The 17,077-nt window shown below is 68.0% G+C and carries 14 protein-coding genes; 3 read left to right on the top strand and 11 right to left on the bottom strand.

The window, feature by feature from the left end:
* On the bottom strand, positions 1-2,300 hold a 2,300-nt coding region (locus tag B0W80_RS31355; RefSeq protein WP_077003065.1), incomplete at its 3' end, for an excinuclease ABC subunit UvrA.
* A 272-nt stretch (positions 2,301-2,572) separates the two neighbouring features.
* Between B0W80_RS31355 and B0W80_RS31350 the strand changes: the two genes are divergently transcribed.
* On the top strand, positions 2,573-3,157 hold the full coding sequence (locus B0W80_RS31350; protein ID WP_256856740.1) for a Rid family hydrolase: 585 nt from the start codon (positions 2,573-2,575) through the stop codon (positions 3,155-3,157).
* Positions 3,158-3,228: 71 nt separating this feature from the next.
* On the opposite strand, the gene B0W80_RS31345 is transcribed toward B0W80_RS31350, so the two are convergent.
* Positions 3,229-4,131, bottom strand: coding sequence for a LysR substrate-binding domain-containing protein (locus B0W80_RS31345; RefSeq protein ID WP_077003064.1), 903 nt, complete (start codon positions 4,129-4,131; stop codon positions 3,229-3,231).
* Positions 4,132-4,244: 113 nt separating this feature from the next.
* On the opposite strand from B0W80_RS31345, the gene B0W80_RS31340 reads away from it, so the two are divergent.
* Positions 4,245-5,330, top strand: a complete 1,086-nt coding sequence (locus B0W80_RS31340; protein ID WP_077003063.1) for a TauD/TfdA family dioxygenase — start codon at positions 4,245-4,247, stop codon at positions 5,328-5,330.
* 37 nt (positions 5,331-5,367) lie between these two features.
* On the top strand, positions 5,368-6,339 hold the full coding sequence (locus B0W80_RS31335; protein WP_077003062.1) for a tripartite tricarboxylate transporter substrate binding protein: 972 nt from the start codon (positions 5,368-5,370) through the stop codon (positions 6,337-6,339).
* Between the two features lie 27 nt (positions 6,340-6,366).
* Here the strand turns inward: B0W80_RS31335 and B0W80_RS31330 are convergent, their stop codons facing one another.
* The 9 genes from B0W80_RS31330 to B0W80_RS31290 form a co-directional block, all read right to left on the bottom strand.
* Positions 6,367-7,197 (bottom strand): HDOD domain-containing protein, encoded by an 831-nt coding sequence (locus B0W80_RS31330; RefSeq protein ID WP_077003061.1) that lies wholly within the window; start codon positions 7,195-7,197, stop codon positions 6,367-6,369.
* Positions 7,198-7,410: 213 nt separating this feature from the next.
* Complete coding sequence (locus tag B0W80_RS31325) at positions 7,411-9,057, bottom strand: phosphoethanolamine transferase (RefSeq protein WP_077003060.1); 1,647 nt, start codon at positions 9,055-9,057, stop codon at positions 7,411-7,413.
* Between the two features lie 126 nt (positions 9,058-9,183).
* Complete coding sequence (locus B0W80_RS31320) at positions 9,184-10,365, bottom strand: ABC transporter substrate-binding protein (protein ID WP_077003059.1); 1,182 nt, start codon at positions 10,363-10,365, stop codon at positions 9,184-9,186.
* Positions 10,366-10,411: 46 nt separating this feature from the next.
* Positions 10,412-12,274, bottom strand: coding sequence for a long-chain fatty acid--CoA ligase (locus B0W80_RS31315; RefSeq protein ID WP_077003058.1), 1,863 nt, complete (start codon positions 12,272-12,274; stop codon positions 10,412-10,414).
* 8 nt (positions 12,275-12,282) lie between these two features.
* Positions 12,283-13,062, bottom strand: a complete 780-nt coding sequence (locus B0W80_RS31310) for an ABC transporter ATP-binding protein (RefSeq protein WP_077003057.1) — start codon at positions 13,060-13,062, stop codon at positions 12,283-12,285.
* Positions 13,059-13,877 (bottom strand): ABC transporter ATP-binding protein, encoded by an 819-nt coding sequence (locus B0W80_RS31305; protein ID WP_077003056.1) that lies wholly within the window; start codon positions 13,875-13,877, stop codon positions 13,059-13,061. The genes B0W80_RS31310 and B0W80_RS31305 overlap by 4 nt, the downstream gene beginning before the upstream one ends.
* Entirely contained in the window at positions 13,874-14,950 is a 1,077-nt protein-coding gene (locus B0W80_RS31300) for a branched-chain amino acid ABC transporter permease (RefSeq protein ID WP_077003055.1), read from the bottom strand. The genes B0W80_RS31305 and B0W80_RS31300 overlap by 4 nt, the downstream gene beginning before the upstream one ends.
* Positions 14,950-15,828, bottom strand: a complete 879-nt coding sequence (locus B0W80_RS31295) for a branched-chain amino acid ABC transporter permease (RefSeq protein ID WP_077003054.1) — start codon at positions 15,826-15,828, stop codon at positions 14,950-14,952. The genes B0W80_RS31300 and B0W80_RS31295 overlap by 1 nt, the downstream gene beginning before the upstream one ends.
* Positions 15,829-15,912: 84 nt before the next feature.
* Complete coding sequence (locus B0W80_RS31290; RefSeq protein WP_077003053.1) at positions 15,913-16,659, bottom strand: AraC family transcriptional regulator; 747 nt, start codon at positions 16,657-16,659, stop codon at positions 15,913-15,915.
* Positions 16,660-17,077: the final 418 nt, after the last annotated feature.

Genomic DNA, 17,077 nt, shown 5'->3' with positions numbered 1-17,077 from the left:
CCTTCATGCCCCGCCCCCGGCCCCAGGTCGATGATCCAGTCCGCATGGGCCATCACCGCCTGGTGGTGCTCGATCACGATGACTGACTTGCCTGCATCGACCAGGTGGTCGAGCAGCGCCAGCAGTTGCTGCACGTCGGCCAGGTGCAGCCCGGCGGTGGGCTCGTCGAGCACGTAGATGCTGCCCTTCTCCGCCATCTCGGTCGCGAGCTTGAGGCGTTGGCGTTCGCCGCCCGACAGCGTGGTGAGCGGCTGGCCCAGGCGCAGGTAGCCGAGGCCGACGCTGGCCAGGCGGTCGAGGATGGCGCTCGCGGCCGGTGTGCTGGCTTTGCCTTTGGCGAAGAAGGCCCTGGCCTCGTCGACCGGCATGGCCAGCACTTCGCTGATGTCGCGGCCGCCCAGCTTGTGGTCGAGCACCGCGGCTTGGTAGCGCTTGCCCTCGCAGGCTTCGCAGGGCGTGGCGACGCCGGCCATCATCGCCAGGTCGGTGTAGATGACGCCCGCGCCATTGCAGGCGGGGCATGCGCCCTCGGAGTTGGCGCTGAACAAGGACGGCTTGACGCCGTTGGCCTTGGCGAAAGCATTGCGGATCGGGTCGAGCAAGCCCGAGTACGTGGCCGGGTTGCTGCGACGCGATCCGCGGATCGCGCCCTGGTCGATGGTCACGACGCCCGCGCCGGCCGGGATCGAGCCATGCACCAACGAGCTCTTGCCCGAGCCCGCCACACCGGTGATCACGCACAGCACGCCGAGCGGGATGTCGACGTCGACCTTCTTCAGGTTGTGCGTCGTGGCCTTGCGGATTTCGAGTTGGCCGGTGGGCGCGCGCACCGCGGGCTTGAGCGTGGCCCGGTCGCCCAGGTGCCGGCCGGTGACGGTGTCGCTGGCGCGCAGTTCCTTCACGCTGCCCTCGAAGCAGACGGTGCCGCCCGCCGCGCCCGCGCCAGGGCCGAGGTCGACCACGTGGTCGGCGATGGCGATGGCCTCGGGCTTGTGCTCGACCATGAGCACGGTGTTGCCCTTGTCGCGCAGGCGCAGCAGCAGGCCGTTCATGCGTTCGATGTCGTGCGGGTGCAGGCCGATCGTAGGCTCGTCGAAGACGTAGGTGAGGTCGGTCAGCGATGAGCCGAGGTGGCGGATCATCTTGACGCGCTGCGCCTCGCCGCCCGACAGCGTGCCCGACGGACGATCGAGCGAGAGGTAGCCCAGGCCGATCTCCGCGAAGCCGTCGATCAGGTGCTGCAGGCCGGCGAGCAGCGGCGCCACCGACGACTCGTCGATCTTGCGCACCCAGTCGGCCAGGTCGCTGATCTGCATCGCGCACACGTCGGCGATGTTCTTGCCCTTGATCTTCGACGAGCGCGCCTCGGCGCTCAGCCGCGTGCCGTTGCATTCGGGGCAGGTGGTGAAGGTCACGGCCCGCTCCACGAAGGCGCGGATGTGCGGCTGCATCGCGTCGACGTCCTTCGACAGGTAGGACTTCTGGATGCTCGGGATCAGGCCCGCATAAGTGAGGTTGATGCCGTCGACCTTGATCTTGGTCGGCTCCTTGTGCAGCAGGTCGTGCAACTCGCGCTTGCTGTACTTGCCGATCGGCTTGTCGGGGTCGAAGAAGCCGCAGCCGCGGAAGATGCGGCCGTACCAGCCCTCCATGCTGTAGCCCGGGATGGTGAGCGCGCCCTCGTTGAGCGACTTGGCGTCGTCGTACAGCGCATGCAGGTCGAAGTCGGTGACCGCGCCCATGCCTTCGCAGCGCGGACACATGCCACCCAGGCGGTTGAAGGTGGCTTTCTTGGTCTGCGTCTTGCCTTCGCCGCGCTCGACGGTGATGGCACCGCTCGCGCGCACCGAGGGCACGTTGAAGGCGAACGCACCCGGCGGCCCGATGTGCGGCTTGCCGAGCCGGCTGAACAGGATGCGCAGCATCGCGTTGGCATCGGTCACGGTGCCGACGGTGGAGCGCGCATTGGCGCCCATGCGCTCCTGGTCGACGATGATCGCGGTGGTCAGGCCGGCGAGCAGGTCGACGTCGGGCCGCGGCAGCGTGGGCATGAAACCCTGCACGAAGGCGCTGTAGGTCTCGTTGATCATGCGCTGCGATTCGGCCGCGATGGTGCCGAACACCAGCGAACTCTTGCCGGAGCCCGAAACGCCGGTGAACACCGTCAGCCTGCGTTTCGGGATCTCGACGCTGACGTTCTTCAGGTTGTTCTCGCGCGCGCCCTGCACGCGGATCAGGTCGTGGTTGTCGGCGCTGTGCGGTGCCGGCGGCTGCGCGGTCTTCTTCGTGGCCTTGACCATGGTGTCAGCCCCGCTCAGGGCTGCGCAGTAGCGCAACACAGACGACGTCGTTGCGGATGTCGGCTGGGGCACGGGTCGGGTGGATGGCGATGTTCATCATGGTGCGCATGCTAAGGCGGGTCGCGGCAGCGTGCCTGAGCAGCAGCCCGCTTGCAAATCTGCAAGACCGGTCTTGCACGATCGATGCATCGCGCGAGCGGTCTCGGAAGAAGAATGACCCATGACGGCAACTGCCAGGCCGTCACATCCAGAACCCCATCGGAGAAACATCAATGAACGAATCCAGCAGCGCGACGCCGACGAGCCCCGACAAGAACTTCCAGCGCGACGACAAGCCGCGACGCAGCTTCCTCGCCGCCGCGGGCCTCGGCGTCGCGACGGGACTGGTCGCCGCAGGCGCTGCCACCGCCGCGCCCAAGACCGGCAAGCCGGTCGCCCGCAAGGCGGAAGGCTTGGGCATGCCCTGGGAAGACCAGTACGGCTATGCCCAGGCGGTGCAGGTCGGCGACACGATCTACGTGTCGGGCCAGCTTGGCCACGACGACCAGGGCAACATGGTGGGCCCGGCAAAGCTCGACGCGTCCGGGCGCATCGCCGATCACGCCAACATGGAAGTCCAGATGCGCCAGACCTACGCGAGCGCGAAGAAGATCCTGGCGCGCTTCGGCGCCTCGCTCGCGGATGTCGTGGAGGAAGTGGTCTACGTCACCGACATGGACACCGCCTTCGCCGCCGGGCCGGTTCGCAAGGAGGCCTATGCCTCGGCGAAACCGAAGGTCGCCAGCACCATTCTCGTGACGCCCCGGCTCGCGTTGCCGACCCAGCTGATCGAGATCAAGTTCATCGCACGGGTCTGAACCGTCGCGTGACCAGGGCCCGGGCGCTCAGGCGAGCGACCCCGGTCGATGGTCGGGCCCTCGCACTGCCGTCACGCATCCACACCAGCGCCCAGCGCCTTCCACGTCGTTTCGAAGTCCTCGCAGAACATCTGCCCCGCGCGCGACAGCGGCCGGTTGCGGTGCCGCAGCACGTGCACGCCGAGCCGCGCGGCGCTCTGGAATGGCCGCACCGCCAGGTCCGCGAAGGCCTGGCCGGCCACTGTGGCGGCATCCACGATCGCCACGCCTGCGCCGGCCAGGCTGAACCAGCACGCCGTCTGGCCCGAGCGCACATGCAGGCGAATGGCGATGTGCTCCTGCATGTCGCCATAGAGCAGCGCGTCGCTGACGCCATAGCTCAGCGCCTGCGGAAACGACACCACGTCGTGCCCGCGCAGGTCGGCCGGGCGGATGCGCGCCTTGCCGGCGAGCGGATGCGCGCGTGGCATCACGCACACCAGCCGACACGGATAGCGGGCGAGCAGCTGCAGGCTGGGATGCTCCTGCGGGCTGAGCGACACGCCCAGCTCCGAGGTGCCGTCGACCTGCGACTGCACCAGCAGGTGCGGAATGAGCAGCTCGATGTTGATCCGCAGTTTGGGCAGCCGCGCCAGCAGCGCCGTCGCCGCATGCGGGATGACGGTGGTGCCGAGACTCGGCGAAATGGCCACCGTGAGCGCACCGCCTTCCGGATTGGCCAACTCGTGCGTCAGCGCCTCGATGCGCTCGACGCGCGACCAGAGTGCTTCCACGTCTTCGAACAGCCGGCGGGCCTCGGGCGTGGGCAGCAGGCGGCCCTTGGTGCGCTCGAACAGGGCCAGGCCCATGCGGCGTTCCGCGGTGCCCAGCAGCTTGCTCGCCGCGGCCTCGGACACGTGCATCAGCGCCGCGGCGCCCTTGACGGAGCCGGTCTGCATGACGAGGCGAAAGACTTCGAGGTGGCGCAGGTTCATGGCTGAGGTCCGATCGTGAAGTGATTAACTTCTGGTTGATCCAGACCCACATTTTTTCCTTTTACTCAGTTGTAGCAAGCGGGGACACTGCGGACCTTCAGGAGACAAATCCCATGACATCCCTACCCCGCTCCCTGCAGCCGGTCGCCGGACCGAGCGCATGGAAGCCGACCGATTTCGCACACGACGACGCGTGGTGCTACCCGCTGGCCGAGCATCAGGTCGCTCAGGTACTGCAAGCCGCCCGGGCATGGGCGGGCCGCGACTTCCGCACGCTGTCACCAGCGGAGACGCGCGAACGGCTGTCGTCCCTCGTTCCCTTGGCCGACGCACTGGCCGCCGACCTGGCCACCCGCGGCTTCGCGCTGGTGCGCGGCGTGCCGGTCGATGCGCTGCCGCAGGAGGACGTCGGACTGGTCTACTGGGCCATCGGCCAATTGCTGGGCACCGGGCTGAGCCAGAACGCGAAGGCCGACTTCCTGTGCCCCGTGACCGACATGGGCGTCGACTTCGGCTACAGCGGCGCCGCCTCGCAGCGCAACGTGCGCGGTTACCAGAGCCGTGCGGACCTCAACTACCACTGCGACCCGACCGACGTGGTGGGCCTGCTGTGCCTGCGCCAGGCCAAGGCCGGTGGTGCCAGCACCATCGTCAGCACGCCGGCCATCTTCAACGAGATGCTGGCCACGCACCCCGAACACCTGGCGGTGCTGCTGCGTGGATTCGCCTACGACCGCAAGGGCGAGGAGGCGTCGGGCGAGGCGTCGGTGACGCCCGTGATTCCGGTCTTCGCGCCGCACGGCGACCGCGTGAGCTGCCGCTATGCGCGCTCCTACATCCTCGGCGGCGCGCAGAAGCGCGGCGTCGCGCTGACGCCGGCCGAAGCGGCTGCACTGGACTGTTTCGATGCGATCGCCCGGCGCGAGGACATGGCGTTCAAGATGAGCTTCCGCCAGGGTGACATCCAGCTGCTCAACAACTTCACGGTGGTGCACGGCCGCACCGCCTACGAGGACGACCCGGACCCGGCACGCCGGCGCTTCCTGTACCGCCTGTGGCTGCAGCTCGGCGACCGCACGCCATGGCGCGATGAAGGCGAGGCCATGCGCTGGGCCTTCGCCCGCTTCGGCCGGCTCGGACGCACGGTCGACGAGATCGAGGCCATGGAGGCCGGCCAGAGCGCCACCCCGGCCCACTGACAACCCACCAACAACCTTCACTGGACGAGAGACATCGATGAAGAAGAATCTGCTTGCAATCGTCGGCGCTGCCCTCGCCGCCACGCTGGCCTGTGGCGCCGCCTCAGCCGCCGACTGGCCGCAAAAACCGGTACGGGTGATCGTGCCCTATGCCGCCGGCTCCACGCCCGACGGCATCGCACGGCTGATCTTCGACCGCGTGCAGAAGCGTGTCGGCCAGCCGATGGTGATCGAGAACCGGCCCGGTGCGGCCGGCATGATCGGCGCCGACGCGGTCGCGAAGTCGGCCCCGGACGGCCACACGCTGCTGCTGGCACCCTCGGGCCCTCTGGTCACCAACGCGCTGCTCTACAAGAAGATGTCCTACGACCCTGTGAAGGACCTGGCGCCGGTCGCGCTGGTGGCCGAGACGCCGTCGATCCTGGTCGCCAGCAACGCCACGGCCGCGCGCGACGCCAAGGAGCTGGTCGCAGCCATGGCCGACCGGAACCAGAAGCTCGCCTACGCCTCGCCCGGCAACGGCACGCTCGGCCACCTGAGCATGGCCTACTTGGTGGCGACCTCCGGCGGCGAGGTGCCGCATGCGGCCTACCCGGGCTCGCCGCAGATCGTCACGGCCCTCATCGCCAACGACGTGCAGATGGCTTCGCTGCCGCCACTGGCGGTGGCGCCCTTCGTGCAGAGCGGCAGGATCAAGGCGATCGCCGTGGTCGGGCCGCGACGCAGCCAGGCGTTGCCCGGCGTGCCGACGCTCAAGGAACAGGGCATCGACTTCGAGCCGGTCGGCTGGTTCGGCGTGGCGACGCGCGGCGGCACGCCGGCGCAGACGGTGGAACACATCCATGCGGCGATCGCGGAGGCACTGAAAGATCCGGAGCTGGCCCGCGCATATGCGGCCCAGGGGCTCGAAGTGGTCGATCGCGGGCCGGCCGACTTCGCCGCCTACATGCGGCGCGAACTGGCGCAGTGGAAGCCGGTGATCGAGCGCAACCGGATCGTGCTGGAGTGAAGGGACGCCGGGCTGCGCCGGCCGGACTCAGCCGATCATCAATTCGAGATCGGCGGCCAGCTCTTCCGGCGCCGGCATGTCCTCGAGGCTGTCGGGCGGCAGGTCGAGCGCCTTCAGCACCTCCGCGGGCCGGGCCAGGCCCGACGCCGCGGCGCTCTCGCGGTCGAGCGCCATGCGCCACACGCCCAGGTGCAGCAGGCCCGCCAGCGGGTCGAACGACTGCATGTCCAAGGGCCGCGCGAAGCCGCCGAGCGCGGTCACGTATTCGTCGGAGAAGTCCCAGCGCGAGGCCAGCTTGGCGCTGACGTCGCCGTAGTGGTAGCCGAAGGTCTGCTCCTCGGCCGTGAAACGCCGCATCGAATCGAAGGGGCTGGCCGCATTGACCGCCGCGATCTCGGTGGGCCGGACGATGGCCATGATCAGGTGGCCGATGGCATGCATGCTGCCTACGGTGAACGCCAGGTTCGGGTCGACCGAGCGGCCCCGCCCGGCCAGGTGGCGGGCCACCGACGACACGCGCAGGCTGTGGCGCCAGAAGCTGGGCAGATTGACGTGAGGCACCTTCTGGAAGGTGCCCGTGAGGTTGGCGCTGATCACCAGCGTGCGGATGGCCGACAGGCCCAGCATGCGGATCGCTTCTTCCATCGACGACACCTTGCGGCGCAGCCCGTAGAAGGGCGAATTGGCCAGCCGCAGCATGCGGGCCGTGAGCACGGTGTCGGCCTCGATCTTGCGGGCCACCTGCGACAGCGAGGCGTTTTCGTTGGCCAGCACCTCGATCAGGTCGCGGACCACCTTCGGAACCGTGGGCAGGGTGTGGTTCTCGGCAAACAGCTGGTCTAGGGTGGCGGTTGGCATGCTGTGGACAAGCCCATGGAAGAAAGGCAAAGAGTCGAAAAAGACGGCGGCGACGATTGTCTTACAAGCGGCGGGGGCACCGGCGCAGGACACACACCATGGATATCGGCCGTCGCCTCGATTCTTGAAGCCCTCCTGCGAACGCGTCCGGACATCCGCGCGCTTGGCCACCCTCACGCCGATTGGCCGCAGGGCGGCCACCGCGAAGCGTTGTCACTCCAAAAACGTCGCCACGTCGACCGGGAGCACAGGCGCAGTCCATCGATAGCTGTCGCTGAGCACGTTCCGGCTCGGCACGCCGCCAGCCCATCGGATGTGCAGCAGATCGGCCAGTGTCCAGGCAGCCCAGTCGGCGCGAAACGGCCGCCGCTCCATGTCGGCCGGGGCGGCCGGGCTCACCGGTAGATTGCGCCAGATGACGGTCGGAATGCGATAGCCCGACGCGGTCGAAGGACTGTGCCCTGCGCGGTCACTGACGTGGCCGACTTCCTGGCCATGGTCGGACAGATACATCCAGGCACGGTACTCCTCCGCCGGCCCGGCCATGCGCGTGAGCTGCAGCGTCTCTGCCACCACGAAGTCGTGGTACATCAGGGCCGCGTCGTACTCGTGCCGGAACTGGCGCACCCAGGCGGAGCGACCTCTCTTCACCAGGCCGGCCTCGACGGCATCGACGTGGTCGTCGAAAGGGTTCTCGCCGCTCGGAAACCGCAGGCTGTAGTGCGGGTGCGCGCCCATCAGGTGCACCACGATCAGCTTGCGCTCGGCCGGGTCTTGGAGCGCCTCCTGCACACAGTCGAGCAGCTCGCCGTCGAGCGATGCGCCGGCCCGGCCAGGGACGCGATTGACCATCTCGACCACGTCGGCCAGCCGCGCGTGCTGCTGTTCGATGGCGAGATCGTCGTGATTGCTCATCCACCAGACCTTGTAGCCCGCCGCCCGGGCCAGCGCGAGCACGTGCTGCGGGTCGTCGCTCGCCGGCTGACCGAAGCCGAGGATGTTTCGCAGCGCGGGCAAGGTGCTCGCGTCGGCCGACCATGCGTTGCGCAGCACGACCATGTCGCCGTCGAGCTGCTGCTTGAGCGCCTGCAACCGCGGCGTGGTCGCGCGGCCGTAACCGTAGAGCGACATGTTGTCGCGGTTGATGCTGTCGGCGATCACCAGCACGATCGTGGCCGGTCCTTCGCGTGCGACGACGGGTACGGCGCGCTTCGCCTTCGCGAGCGCTTCGCTTCGCAGCTGCTGCTGATCGGCCCAGCTCGCGCGCAACGCCTGGACCGAAACGCCCCACTGCCCCCAGTAGGCGAGCGGATGCAGGCGGCGCCACGGCTTGCTGGCGTAGCCCAAGGCACTCACCAGCAGCAATACGCCGAGCAGCGCGATCGCCCAGCGTGGCCAGTGCATGTCGGCGCGCGCACCCCGGCGTGCGCAGCGTGCCAGCAGCAAGGCCGCGAAGAAAAGGGTGGCCGACCAGACGGCCACCGAGCGCCAGTGCATCGACAGGTACTCCGCGCTCTCGCGGCCGTTGGTGTTGGCGGCAGCGCCCAGGACCAGGGCGCTGTCGGGCGCAGCCTGATAGGCGTCGAGCAGATAAGCACGTGCGACCCCATCGAGCGCGAAAGCCATCGCCCAGAGCCAGACGAACGCAGTACGCAGCCGATGCGCTGCGATGCCCTGCACAGGCCAGGCCAGCCACGCGAGCGCTGGAAGGGCGAGGAGCGTGACCTGTGCGGCACGCCGGCCGTCGTGGCCCAGCGCGATCAGGGCCAGCACCGTGCCGGCGCTCACGCCCAAGGCGAGCAGCGCAGGGCTTCGCTGCGGGCGGTGGTCGGAGGGGAACCTGGAAGGGAGCACGGTCATGGGCCGGCGCATTCTGGCAGGCGCCGGAATGCCACACGCCGCCGCTGGTCAACGTAGGCGCGCCTTGGCCCGCAAGGCCGTCTGCCGCCAATCACGCGCGTGGGCCTCGGCGCCTTATGGGGCGACTCAGGGCGCCAGGTAATCCGACGCCACCTTCCACTTGCCGTCCACGATCTGCGACAGCCGCGACTGGTCGTTGCCCAGGCGCTTGGTGGCGGTGTAGGTGCTCTTCGGCGCGCCGAACATGTCGGGCTCGAAGGTCATGCTGTCCATGGCCTTGACGAAGCTGTCGGTCGTCAGGTTGGGGCCGGCCTTCTGCGCGGCCTTGATGAAGGCGTCGACGATGGAATAGCCGTACACCGAGAAGACCGTCGGGTCTTCGTTGAACTTGGTCTTGTACTTGTTGGCCCAGAAGCGCAGCGGTTGCGACTGCTCGTCGGTGTAAGGGTTCTGCACGGTCATGGTGGCGTAGATGCCGTCCATGGGTTTGCCGCCGAGCTTGTGGATCAGGTCGGTGTAGGCCGCGCTCGACCCGAGGAAGGTCGGGTTGAAGCCGGTCTTGCGTGCCTCGCCGACGGTGCCGATGGTCTCGCGGATGATTGTGCCCAGCACCACCAGGTCGCAGTTGGCCGCCTTCATCCTGGCCACCTGCGACGAGAAGTCGGTGGCGCCGCGCTTGTACGAAGTCTTCTCCGTGAGCTCCATGCCCGCCGCCTTGAGCCCGGCCTCGGCGCCGCGCTGCACTTCGAGGCCGAACTCGTCGTCCTGGTAGATCGTGCAGACCTTCTTGGCGCCCTTGTCCTTGATCAGCCTGGGCAGTGCCAGCCGGATCTGGTCGTAATAGGTGGCGGCGAAGGAATACTTGAGCCGGTGGTGCGGCTCGTACATCTCGCGCGCCGCGGTGATGGGCATGAAGTTGACGACGTTCTTCTCGAACTGCACCGGCATGGCCGCCATGTTCTGGGCGGTGCCGATGTGGCCGGCCATGATGAAGATCTTGTCCTGGTTGACCAGCTTCTGCGCCGCCAGCACGGCCTTCTTGGGGTCGTAGCCCGAATCCTCGACGAAGAGCTTGAGCTTGCGGCCGTTGACGTCGCCCTGCTCGTTGAGCTCGTCGACGCGCAGCTGCATGCCGTTGCGCGCCTGCTTGCCGAAGCCGGCCAGCGGGCCGGAGAGATCCTGGATGGTGCCGATGCGGATCTCGTCCTTGCTGACGCCCTGCGACTGCGCGGCGGCCCCACCGGAACTCAGCGCTAGGCCGGCGATCGCGGCCATCGCGGCCAGCGGAACCAGAGTGTGGATCTTCATTGCGTGTCTCCTCGATCGTTGGATGGCTTGCGAACCTGCAGAAAAATCAGGCGTAGAGCGCGTCGATGCGCTCGGCATACTTGGCTTGCACCAGCTTGCGCTTGAGCTTCATCGTGGGCGTGAGCTCCTCGTCCTCGGCGCTCAGCTGCGTCTCGAGCAGAAAGAACTTCTTGATCTGCTCGACGCGAGCGAACCTGGCGTTGACCCGATCGACCTCGCCCTGGATCAGGTCGAGCACTTGCTGCGCGCGCGTGAGGCTCTGGTAGTTGCTGAAGGGCACGTCGTGGTCCTGCGCGAATTTCTCGACGTTCTCCTGGTCGATCATGACGATGACCGTGAGGTAGGGCCGGGCGTCGCCGATCACCACGGCGTCGGTGATGTAGGGGCTGAACTTGAGCTCGTTCTCCAACTCGCTCGGGGTGATGTTCTTGCCGCCTGCCGTGATGATGATGTCCTTCATACGGTCGGTAATGCGGAAATACCCGTCCTCGTCCATGGTGCCGACGTCGCCGGTGTGCAGCCATCCGTCGGCGTCGATGGTCTCGGCCGTCTTCTCGGGCAGGTTGAGATAGCCCGTGAAGACGTTGGGGCCGCGCACGAGGATCTCGCCGGTGGCGGGATCGACGCGCACTTCGTTGTAGCCGGCGGCCGGCCCGATGGAGCCCGGCTTGATGCGCCCGGCCGGCACGCCGGTGGCGGCGCCGCAGGTTTCGGTCATGCCCCACACCTCGAGCATGGGCACGCCCAGCGCCAGGTACCACTTGATGAGCTCGGGCGAGATCGGCGCCGCACCGGTGACGAGAAAGCGCGCGCGGTGAATGCCGATGAGCTTGCGCACGTTGTCCAGCGCGAGCCAGCGCGCGATCTTGAACTGGAGCCGCAGGCCGATGCCCACCGGCTGCCCCGCGAGCACGCGGTCGGCGATGGTGCCACCCACGCCGATGCTCCAGCCGTAGGCCGCCTGCTGCGTGCGGCTGGCTTCCTTCAGCGCGATCATCACACCGGAGTAGAACTTCTCCCAGACCCGCGGCACCGCGGTCACCACGGTGGGCGCGATCTCGCGCACGTTCTCGGGCACCGTCTCGGGGTTCTCGACGAAGTTGAGGATGGCGCCGGTGTACATGGCGAAGTACTCGCCACCCATGCGCTCGGCGATGTGGCACAGCGGCAGGAAGCACATGCGCTCGTCGCGGTGGTCCTGCGCGATCAGCGTGTTGTAGCCGCGCACGGTGTGGATCAGGCCGCGGTGGCTGTGCATCGCGCCCTTGGGCTTGCCGGTGGTGCCCGAGGTGTAGACGAGGATGGCGATGTCGCCGGGCTGGCAGCCGGCGATGCGCTGCTCCAGCTCCTGCGCGTGGCCTTGCAGGTGCTCGCGTCCCAGCGCGCGCAACGCGTCGAGGCTGAGGACGCCCGGGTCGTCGAGCTCGCGCAGGCCCTTCATGTCCATGACCACGATCTTGCGCAGATGCGGCAGCGAGGACCGCACTTCCAGCGCCTTGTCGAGCTGCTCGTCGTCCTCGACGAAGAGCACGGCGGTGCGCGAGTCCTCGCACAGGTAGTGCACCTGCGAGGCCGCGTCGGTGGGGTAGATGCCGTTGGCCGTGCCGCCGCAGCTGAGCACGGCGAGGTCGGCCAGCACCCATTCGACGACCGTGTTGGCGAGGATCGATGCGCACTCGCCGGGCGCGAAGCCGATCGCCATGAGGCCGCCGGCGATCTCGCGCACCGCCTCGGCGGTCTGCCGCCAGGTCCAGCTGCGCCAGATGCCGAATTCCTTCTGCCGCATCCAGACGTGGTCGGCGCGCGCGGCGGCGGCCGTCCAGAAGACGGCGGGAATGGTCTCGCCCGCCACGACGATGTCGGTGCGCGGCTGGATGCGATCGGTGTCCCAGAGTCCGCGGGCGGCCATGTTCGTGTCTACCTCCAGGTCTTCTTCTTTTTCCAGCGGCGCTCGCCGCGCACGCCCTCGTCCTTGAGGCCGAGGTAGAACTCCTTGATGTCCTCCTTCTCGCGCAGCCGCTCGCAGGTGTCTTCCATGACGATGCGGCCGTTTTCCAGCACGTAGCCGTAGTCGGAAGCGTTGAGCGCCATGTTGGCGTTCTGCTCCACCAGCAGGATGGTGGTGCCGCGCTCGCGGTTGATGCGCACCACGATCTCGAATATCTCGCGCGTGAGCTTGGGCGACAGGCCCAGGCTCGGTTCGTCGAGCAGGATCAGCTTGGGCGCGGCCATGATGGCGCGCGAGATGGCCAGCATCTGCTGCTGCCCGCCCGAGAGCAGCCCGGCATGCTGCGTGGCGCGCTCGCGCAGGATGGGGAAGTAGCCGTAGACGGTCTCGATGTCGCGCGCGACGCCGTCGCGGTCGCTGCGCGTGTAGGCGCCCATCAGCAGGTTGTCCTTGACCGACAGCAGCGGAAACACCTCGCGGCCCTCGGGTACGTGGCACAGGCCCTGTTGCACGATGCGGGCCGGGTCCAGCGCGGTGATGTTGCGGCCCTCGAATTCGATGCTGCCCTTGCGCGGATCGATGATGCCCGAGATGGTCTTCAGGATGGTCGTCTTGCCGGCCCCGTTGGAGCCCAGCACCATGGCGATCTCGCCCTGGCGCACCTTGAGGCTGACGCCGCGGATGGCCTTGATCGGGCCGTAGGCGCTCTCGACGTTGAGCAGGCGCAGGACCGTGTCGTCATCGCTCATGCAGGCACCCTCCTCAAGCTGCTCAGGTCGTCGACGGCGCCCAGGTAGGCCTCGATCACCCGCGCATCGGACTGCACCTCGCGCGGCGTCCCCGAGGCCAGCGCCTCGCCCATGTTCATCGCCAGCACGCGGTCGGACACCTTCGACACCAGCGACATGTCGTGCTCCACCATCAGCACCGATATGCCCAGCTCCTTCTGGATGTCCTGGATCCAGAAGGCCATGTCCGCCGTCTCTTCCACGTTGAGCCCCGACGATGGCTCGTCGAGCAGCAGCAGCTTGGGCTCGGTGCACAGCGCCCGCGCCAGCTCGACCACCTTGCGCACGCCGTAGGGCAGCCCGGCGACCATCGAATCGCGATGGTGCTGCAGGTCCAGCAGATCGATCACGTGCTCGACCTTCTCGCGCGCCTCGATCTCGGCGCGCCGCGTGCCCGGGGTGAAGAAGATCTCGCGCCAGAAGCCGGTGCGCCGGTGCGTGTGGCGGCCGATCAGCAGGTTGTGCAGCACCGTCGCGTGCTCGAAGAGCTCGATGTTCTGGAAGGTGCGCGCGATGCCCAGCGCCGCGATCTGGTGCGGTGCATGCGACGTGAGCGCGACCGGGCCGCCGGCTTCGCCGTGCCACACGATTTCGCCGGTGGTCGGCGTGTAGAAGCGGCTGATGAGGTTGAACACGGTGGTCTTGCCGGCGCCGTTGGGCCCGATCAGCGTGAACACCTCGCCGCGCCGCACCTCGAAGCCGACCTTGTTGACCGCCAGCACGCCGCCGAAGCGCACGCTCAGGTCCTTCGCCGAGAGCAGAACATCCTGGTTCATCGCAGCCGATCGGACTTGGTGAAGGACTTCTGCCGCTTGAACAGCCCCTTGCGGTAGAACGGAAAGAGCTGCAGGTAGGTGCGGACCTTGAGCCAGCGGCCGTACAGCCCCAGCGGCTCGAAGAGCACGAAGCCGATCAGCACCAGCCCGTACACCAGCCCCTGCAGCCCCGGCGCCTGCCCGATCACGGGCGGCAGCCAGTCCTTGCCCAGCGATATGAGCTGCGGCATCGCGATCAGGAAGATCGCGCCCAGGAAGGCGCCGTGCACCGAGCCCAGCCCGCCGATCACCACCATCAGCAGCAGGTCGATCGACTGCAGGATGTTGAACTGGTCCGGCGAGATGAAGCTCAACTTGTGCGCGTACAGCGCCCCACCCAGGCCGGCCAGCGCGGCCGAGATCGCGAACGACATGGTCTTGTAGCGCGCCAGGTGGATGCCCATGCTCTGCGCCGAGATCTCCGAATCGCGGATGGCGACGAAGGCACGGCCCGTGGGCGAGCGCAGCAGGTTCAGGATGGCGAAGGTGCACAGCACCGCGATCAGCAGGCAGACGATGTAGAAGTTCTCGCTCGACCCGATCTCCAGGCCGAAGAGCTTGGGCGACTTCACGTGCAGGCCCGCGTTGCCGCCCGTCACCCGCTCCCAGCGCGCGAACACCTCTTCGACGATGAAGCCGAAGGCCAGCGTGGCGATGCCCAGGTAGATGCCCTTGACCCGCAGCGCCGGCAGCGCCACCACCACGCCCACAGCGGCCGACAGCGCCGCCGCCGCGGCCAGCGCCAGCGGAAAGGGCAAGCCCGCATTGGCCAGCACCGCCTGCGTGTACGCGCCGGTGCCCAGGAAGGCCGCATGCCCGATCGAGAACTGCCCGGTGAAGCCCGCCAGCAGCATCAGGCCCAGGCCGACGATGCCGTAGATCAACACGAAGGTCAGTTGCGCCAGCCAGTACTCGGGGAGCACCCACGGCGCCGTGATCAGCGCCGCGCCCAGCAGGCTGTACCAGAACACGTGGCCGCCGTGGCGGGCCAGGGCGATGTCCTGGGCGTAGCTGGTCTTGAATATGAAGCGCATCAGACCTTCTTGCGCAGTGCTTCGCCGAAGAGGCCGTTGGGCTTCACCATCAACATCACCAGCACCACGATGTACGGCGCCGTGTCCTTGAAGCCGTCGGGCAGGTAGAAGCCCGAGAACGATTCGACGATGCCGATCACCAGCCCGCCGACGATCGCGCCCGGCAAGCTGCCGAAGCCGCCCACCACCGCCGCCGGAAAGGCCTTGAGCCCGATGAAGCCCATGTTGGCGTGCACGAAAGTGATGGGCGCCAGCAGCATGCCGGCAATGCCCGCCACCGCCGCCGCCAGCCCCCACACCAGGCCGTTGAGCCGCTTGACCGGTATGCCCATGTAGTAGGCCGCTAGCTGGTTCTGCGACGAGGCCTGCATCGCGATGCCGAGCTTGCTGTAGCGGAACATCGCGTACAGCAGGCCGCACAGCACGGCGGTGGCCGCGATGATCACCGCCTGCTCCACGTTGACCACCAGCGCGCCGAGCTTCCAGGTCTGGTCCTTGTAGGGCACCGGCAGCGTGTGCGTGTCGGTGCCGATGCCCGGGATCATGGTGATGAGCCCGCGCGCGACATAACCGATGCCGATGGTCAGCATGACGATCGAGAACTGCGGCTGGCCGAGGATGGGCCGGATCACCACCAATTCCACCAGCACGCCGAACGCCGCCATCGCGACCAGCGCCAGCAGCGCCGACAGCCAGAAGGGCAGCCCGAACAAGGCCATGCCGGCGAAGGCGCAGAAGGCGCCCAGCATCATCAGCTCGCCCTGGGCGAAGCTCACCGTTTCGGTGGCCTTGTAGATCAGCACGAACCCCAGCGCGATCAGGCCGTAGATGCAGCCTTGCGCGATGCCTGACAGCAGGAGTTGGACGATTTGAAGCAACGGTGCCTCGGTGGTTGGCGGTTTATATCGGCGGCCCGCGCCTGCCGCGCTGAGGGTTGTCCCGCATGACGGGGCACCGCGGCTTCACCGATGCACCGCGAGGCGTCGCGAACCGGCCAGGATGTCGCTGGGCCGCAGGCCGTAGACCTGGCGGATCGAATGGCTGAAGTGGGTGGAGTCGGGGTAGCCGGTATCGAGCGCGATGTCGGTCAGGCTGCCGCCCCGCCGCACGTGATGCAGCAGGCCGCGCGCCCGCTTCCAGGCGCGGAAGGCGCGGAACGTGACGCCGGTCTCTTCCTTGAACAGGTGCAGGAAGCGCGAGAAGGACAGGCCCACCGCATCGGCGCAGGCTTGCGCCGGGCTGGGCGCGGCGGGGTCGGCGTTGATGCGGGCGACCACGGCGCGAATGCGCGGGTCGAGCACCGGCGGGGCCAGGGTGGCGCCGAAGAAAAGCCCGTCGAAGTCAGGAAAGCCTTGCAGGCCTTCGCGCTGGGCGATGGCGATCAGCCGCGCATGGCCGTCGCGCACACGGCGCGCGAAGTCCGGCGCATCGGCCGGGCCGCACTGGCGCAGCAGCGCCGGCAGGCGCGCCGGGTCGACCGATTCCGATTCGACCAACAGGCTGATGACCATCGGACCCTCGGCCGCCACCAGGTGCGGCACCCGCGCCGGCACCACCAGCAGCTCACCGCTCTGCCAGGAGCCGCCCGCCAGCCGCATGCGCAGCGGCCGGCCGCTGGGAGAGACATAGACACCGTGCCCGCCGAGGCTGCGCGGCCCCGTGGCGCCGAGTAGGCCGGCGTAGAACACGCGAGAGGGAGTGAGCCACATGAGCCTGTCGTCGGTACGCTGCTCTTCTGTCGCGGATCGCCGGATGGTCACGATGCACGGGTCTCCTGTGGCTGCGCGGGTCGAAGGGGCCTGGGCGCCGGGTCATCGTAGCGGGGCGTGCCGTCGCTGCGCGGATGGTGGCGCAGGGACTTTCCCTATGCGGCCTTCAAGTCGTCCGTGAATCGGCGGACGGCAGTTCATGACAAGGCCGGGGTCATTTAAGACTCACCTAAGAATGGGCCGTGACACTGAATCCCGGCAGCCCACTCGTCTCCTCGTCCTCCCTCCAATCAGGGCTGTCCTTCAACCCGCTTCGGCGGGTTTTCTTTTGCCCACTCCGGTGGTTTTGCACGGCGGCGCCGCCTGCCGACTCGCACCGCGCCACAATCGGCACCCTGCCCCCACACCACCGCATGAC

The organism is Variovorax sp. KK3, assembly GCF_001984055.1.
GTDB lineage: Bacteria > Pseudomonadota > Gammaproteobacteria > Burkholderiales > Burkholderiaceae_C > Variovorax.
Note: the sequence above shows the minus strand (reverse complement) of the source record. Positions and strands in the feature narration are given on the sequence as shown.

Excerpts from the sequence above, each read along its gene's own strand:
- B0W80_RS31350 (WP_256856740.1), top strand. The coding sequence starts at position 2,573 with ATGAACGAATCCAGCAGCGCGACGCCGACGAGCCCCGACAAGAACTTC.
- B0W80_RS31345 (WP_077003064.1), bottom strand. The coding sequence starts at position 4,131 with ATGAACCTGCGCCACCTCGAAGTCTTTCGCCTCGTCATGCAGACCGGC.
- B0W80_RS31340 (WP_077003063.1), top strand. The coding sequence starts at position 4,245 with ATGACATCCCTACCCCGCTCCCTGCAGCCGGTCGCCGGACCGAGCGCA.
- B0W80_RS31335 (WP_077003062.1), top strand. The coding sequence starts at position 5,368 with ATGAAGAAGAATCTGCTTGCAATCGTCGGCGCTGCCCTCGCCGCCACG.
- B0W80_RS31330 (WP_077003061.1), bottom strand. The coding sequence starts at position 7,197 with ATGCCAACCGCCACCCTAGACCAGCTGTTTGCCGAGAACCACACCCTG.
- B0W80_RS31325 (WP_077003060.1), bottom strand. The coding sequence starts at position 9,057 with ATGACCGTGCTCCCTTCCAGGTTCCCCTCCGACCACCGCCCGCAGCGA.
- B0W80_RS31320 (WP_077003059.1), bottom strand. The coding sequence starts at position 10,365 with ATGAAGATCCACACTCTGGTTCCGCTGGCCGCGATGGCCGCGATCGCC.
- B0W80_RS31315 (WP_077003058.1), bottom strand. The coding sequence starts at position 12,274 with ATGGCCGCCCGCGGACTCTGGGACACCGATCGCATCCAGCCGCGCACC.
- B0W80_RS31310 (WP_077003057.1), bottom strand. The coding sequence starts at position 13,062 with ATGAGCGATGACGACACGGTCCTGCGCCTGCTCAACGTCGAGAGCGCC.
- B0W80_RS31305 (WP_077003056.1), bottom strand. The coding sequence starts at position 13,877 with ATGAACCAGGATGTTCTGCTCTCGGCGAAGGACCTGAGCGTGCGCTTC.
- B0W80_RS31300 (WP_077003055.1), bottom strand. The coding sequence starts at position 14,950 with ATGCGCTTCATATTCAAGACCAGCTACGCCCAGGACATCGCCCTGGCC.
- B0W80_RS31290 (WP_077003053.1), bottom strand. The coding sequence starts at position 16,659 with ATGTGGCTCACTCCCTCTCGCGTGTTCTACGCCGGCCTACTCGGCGCC.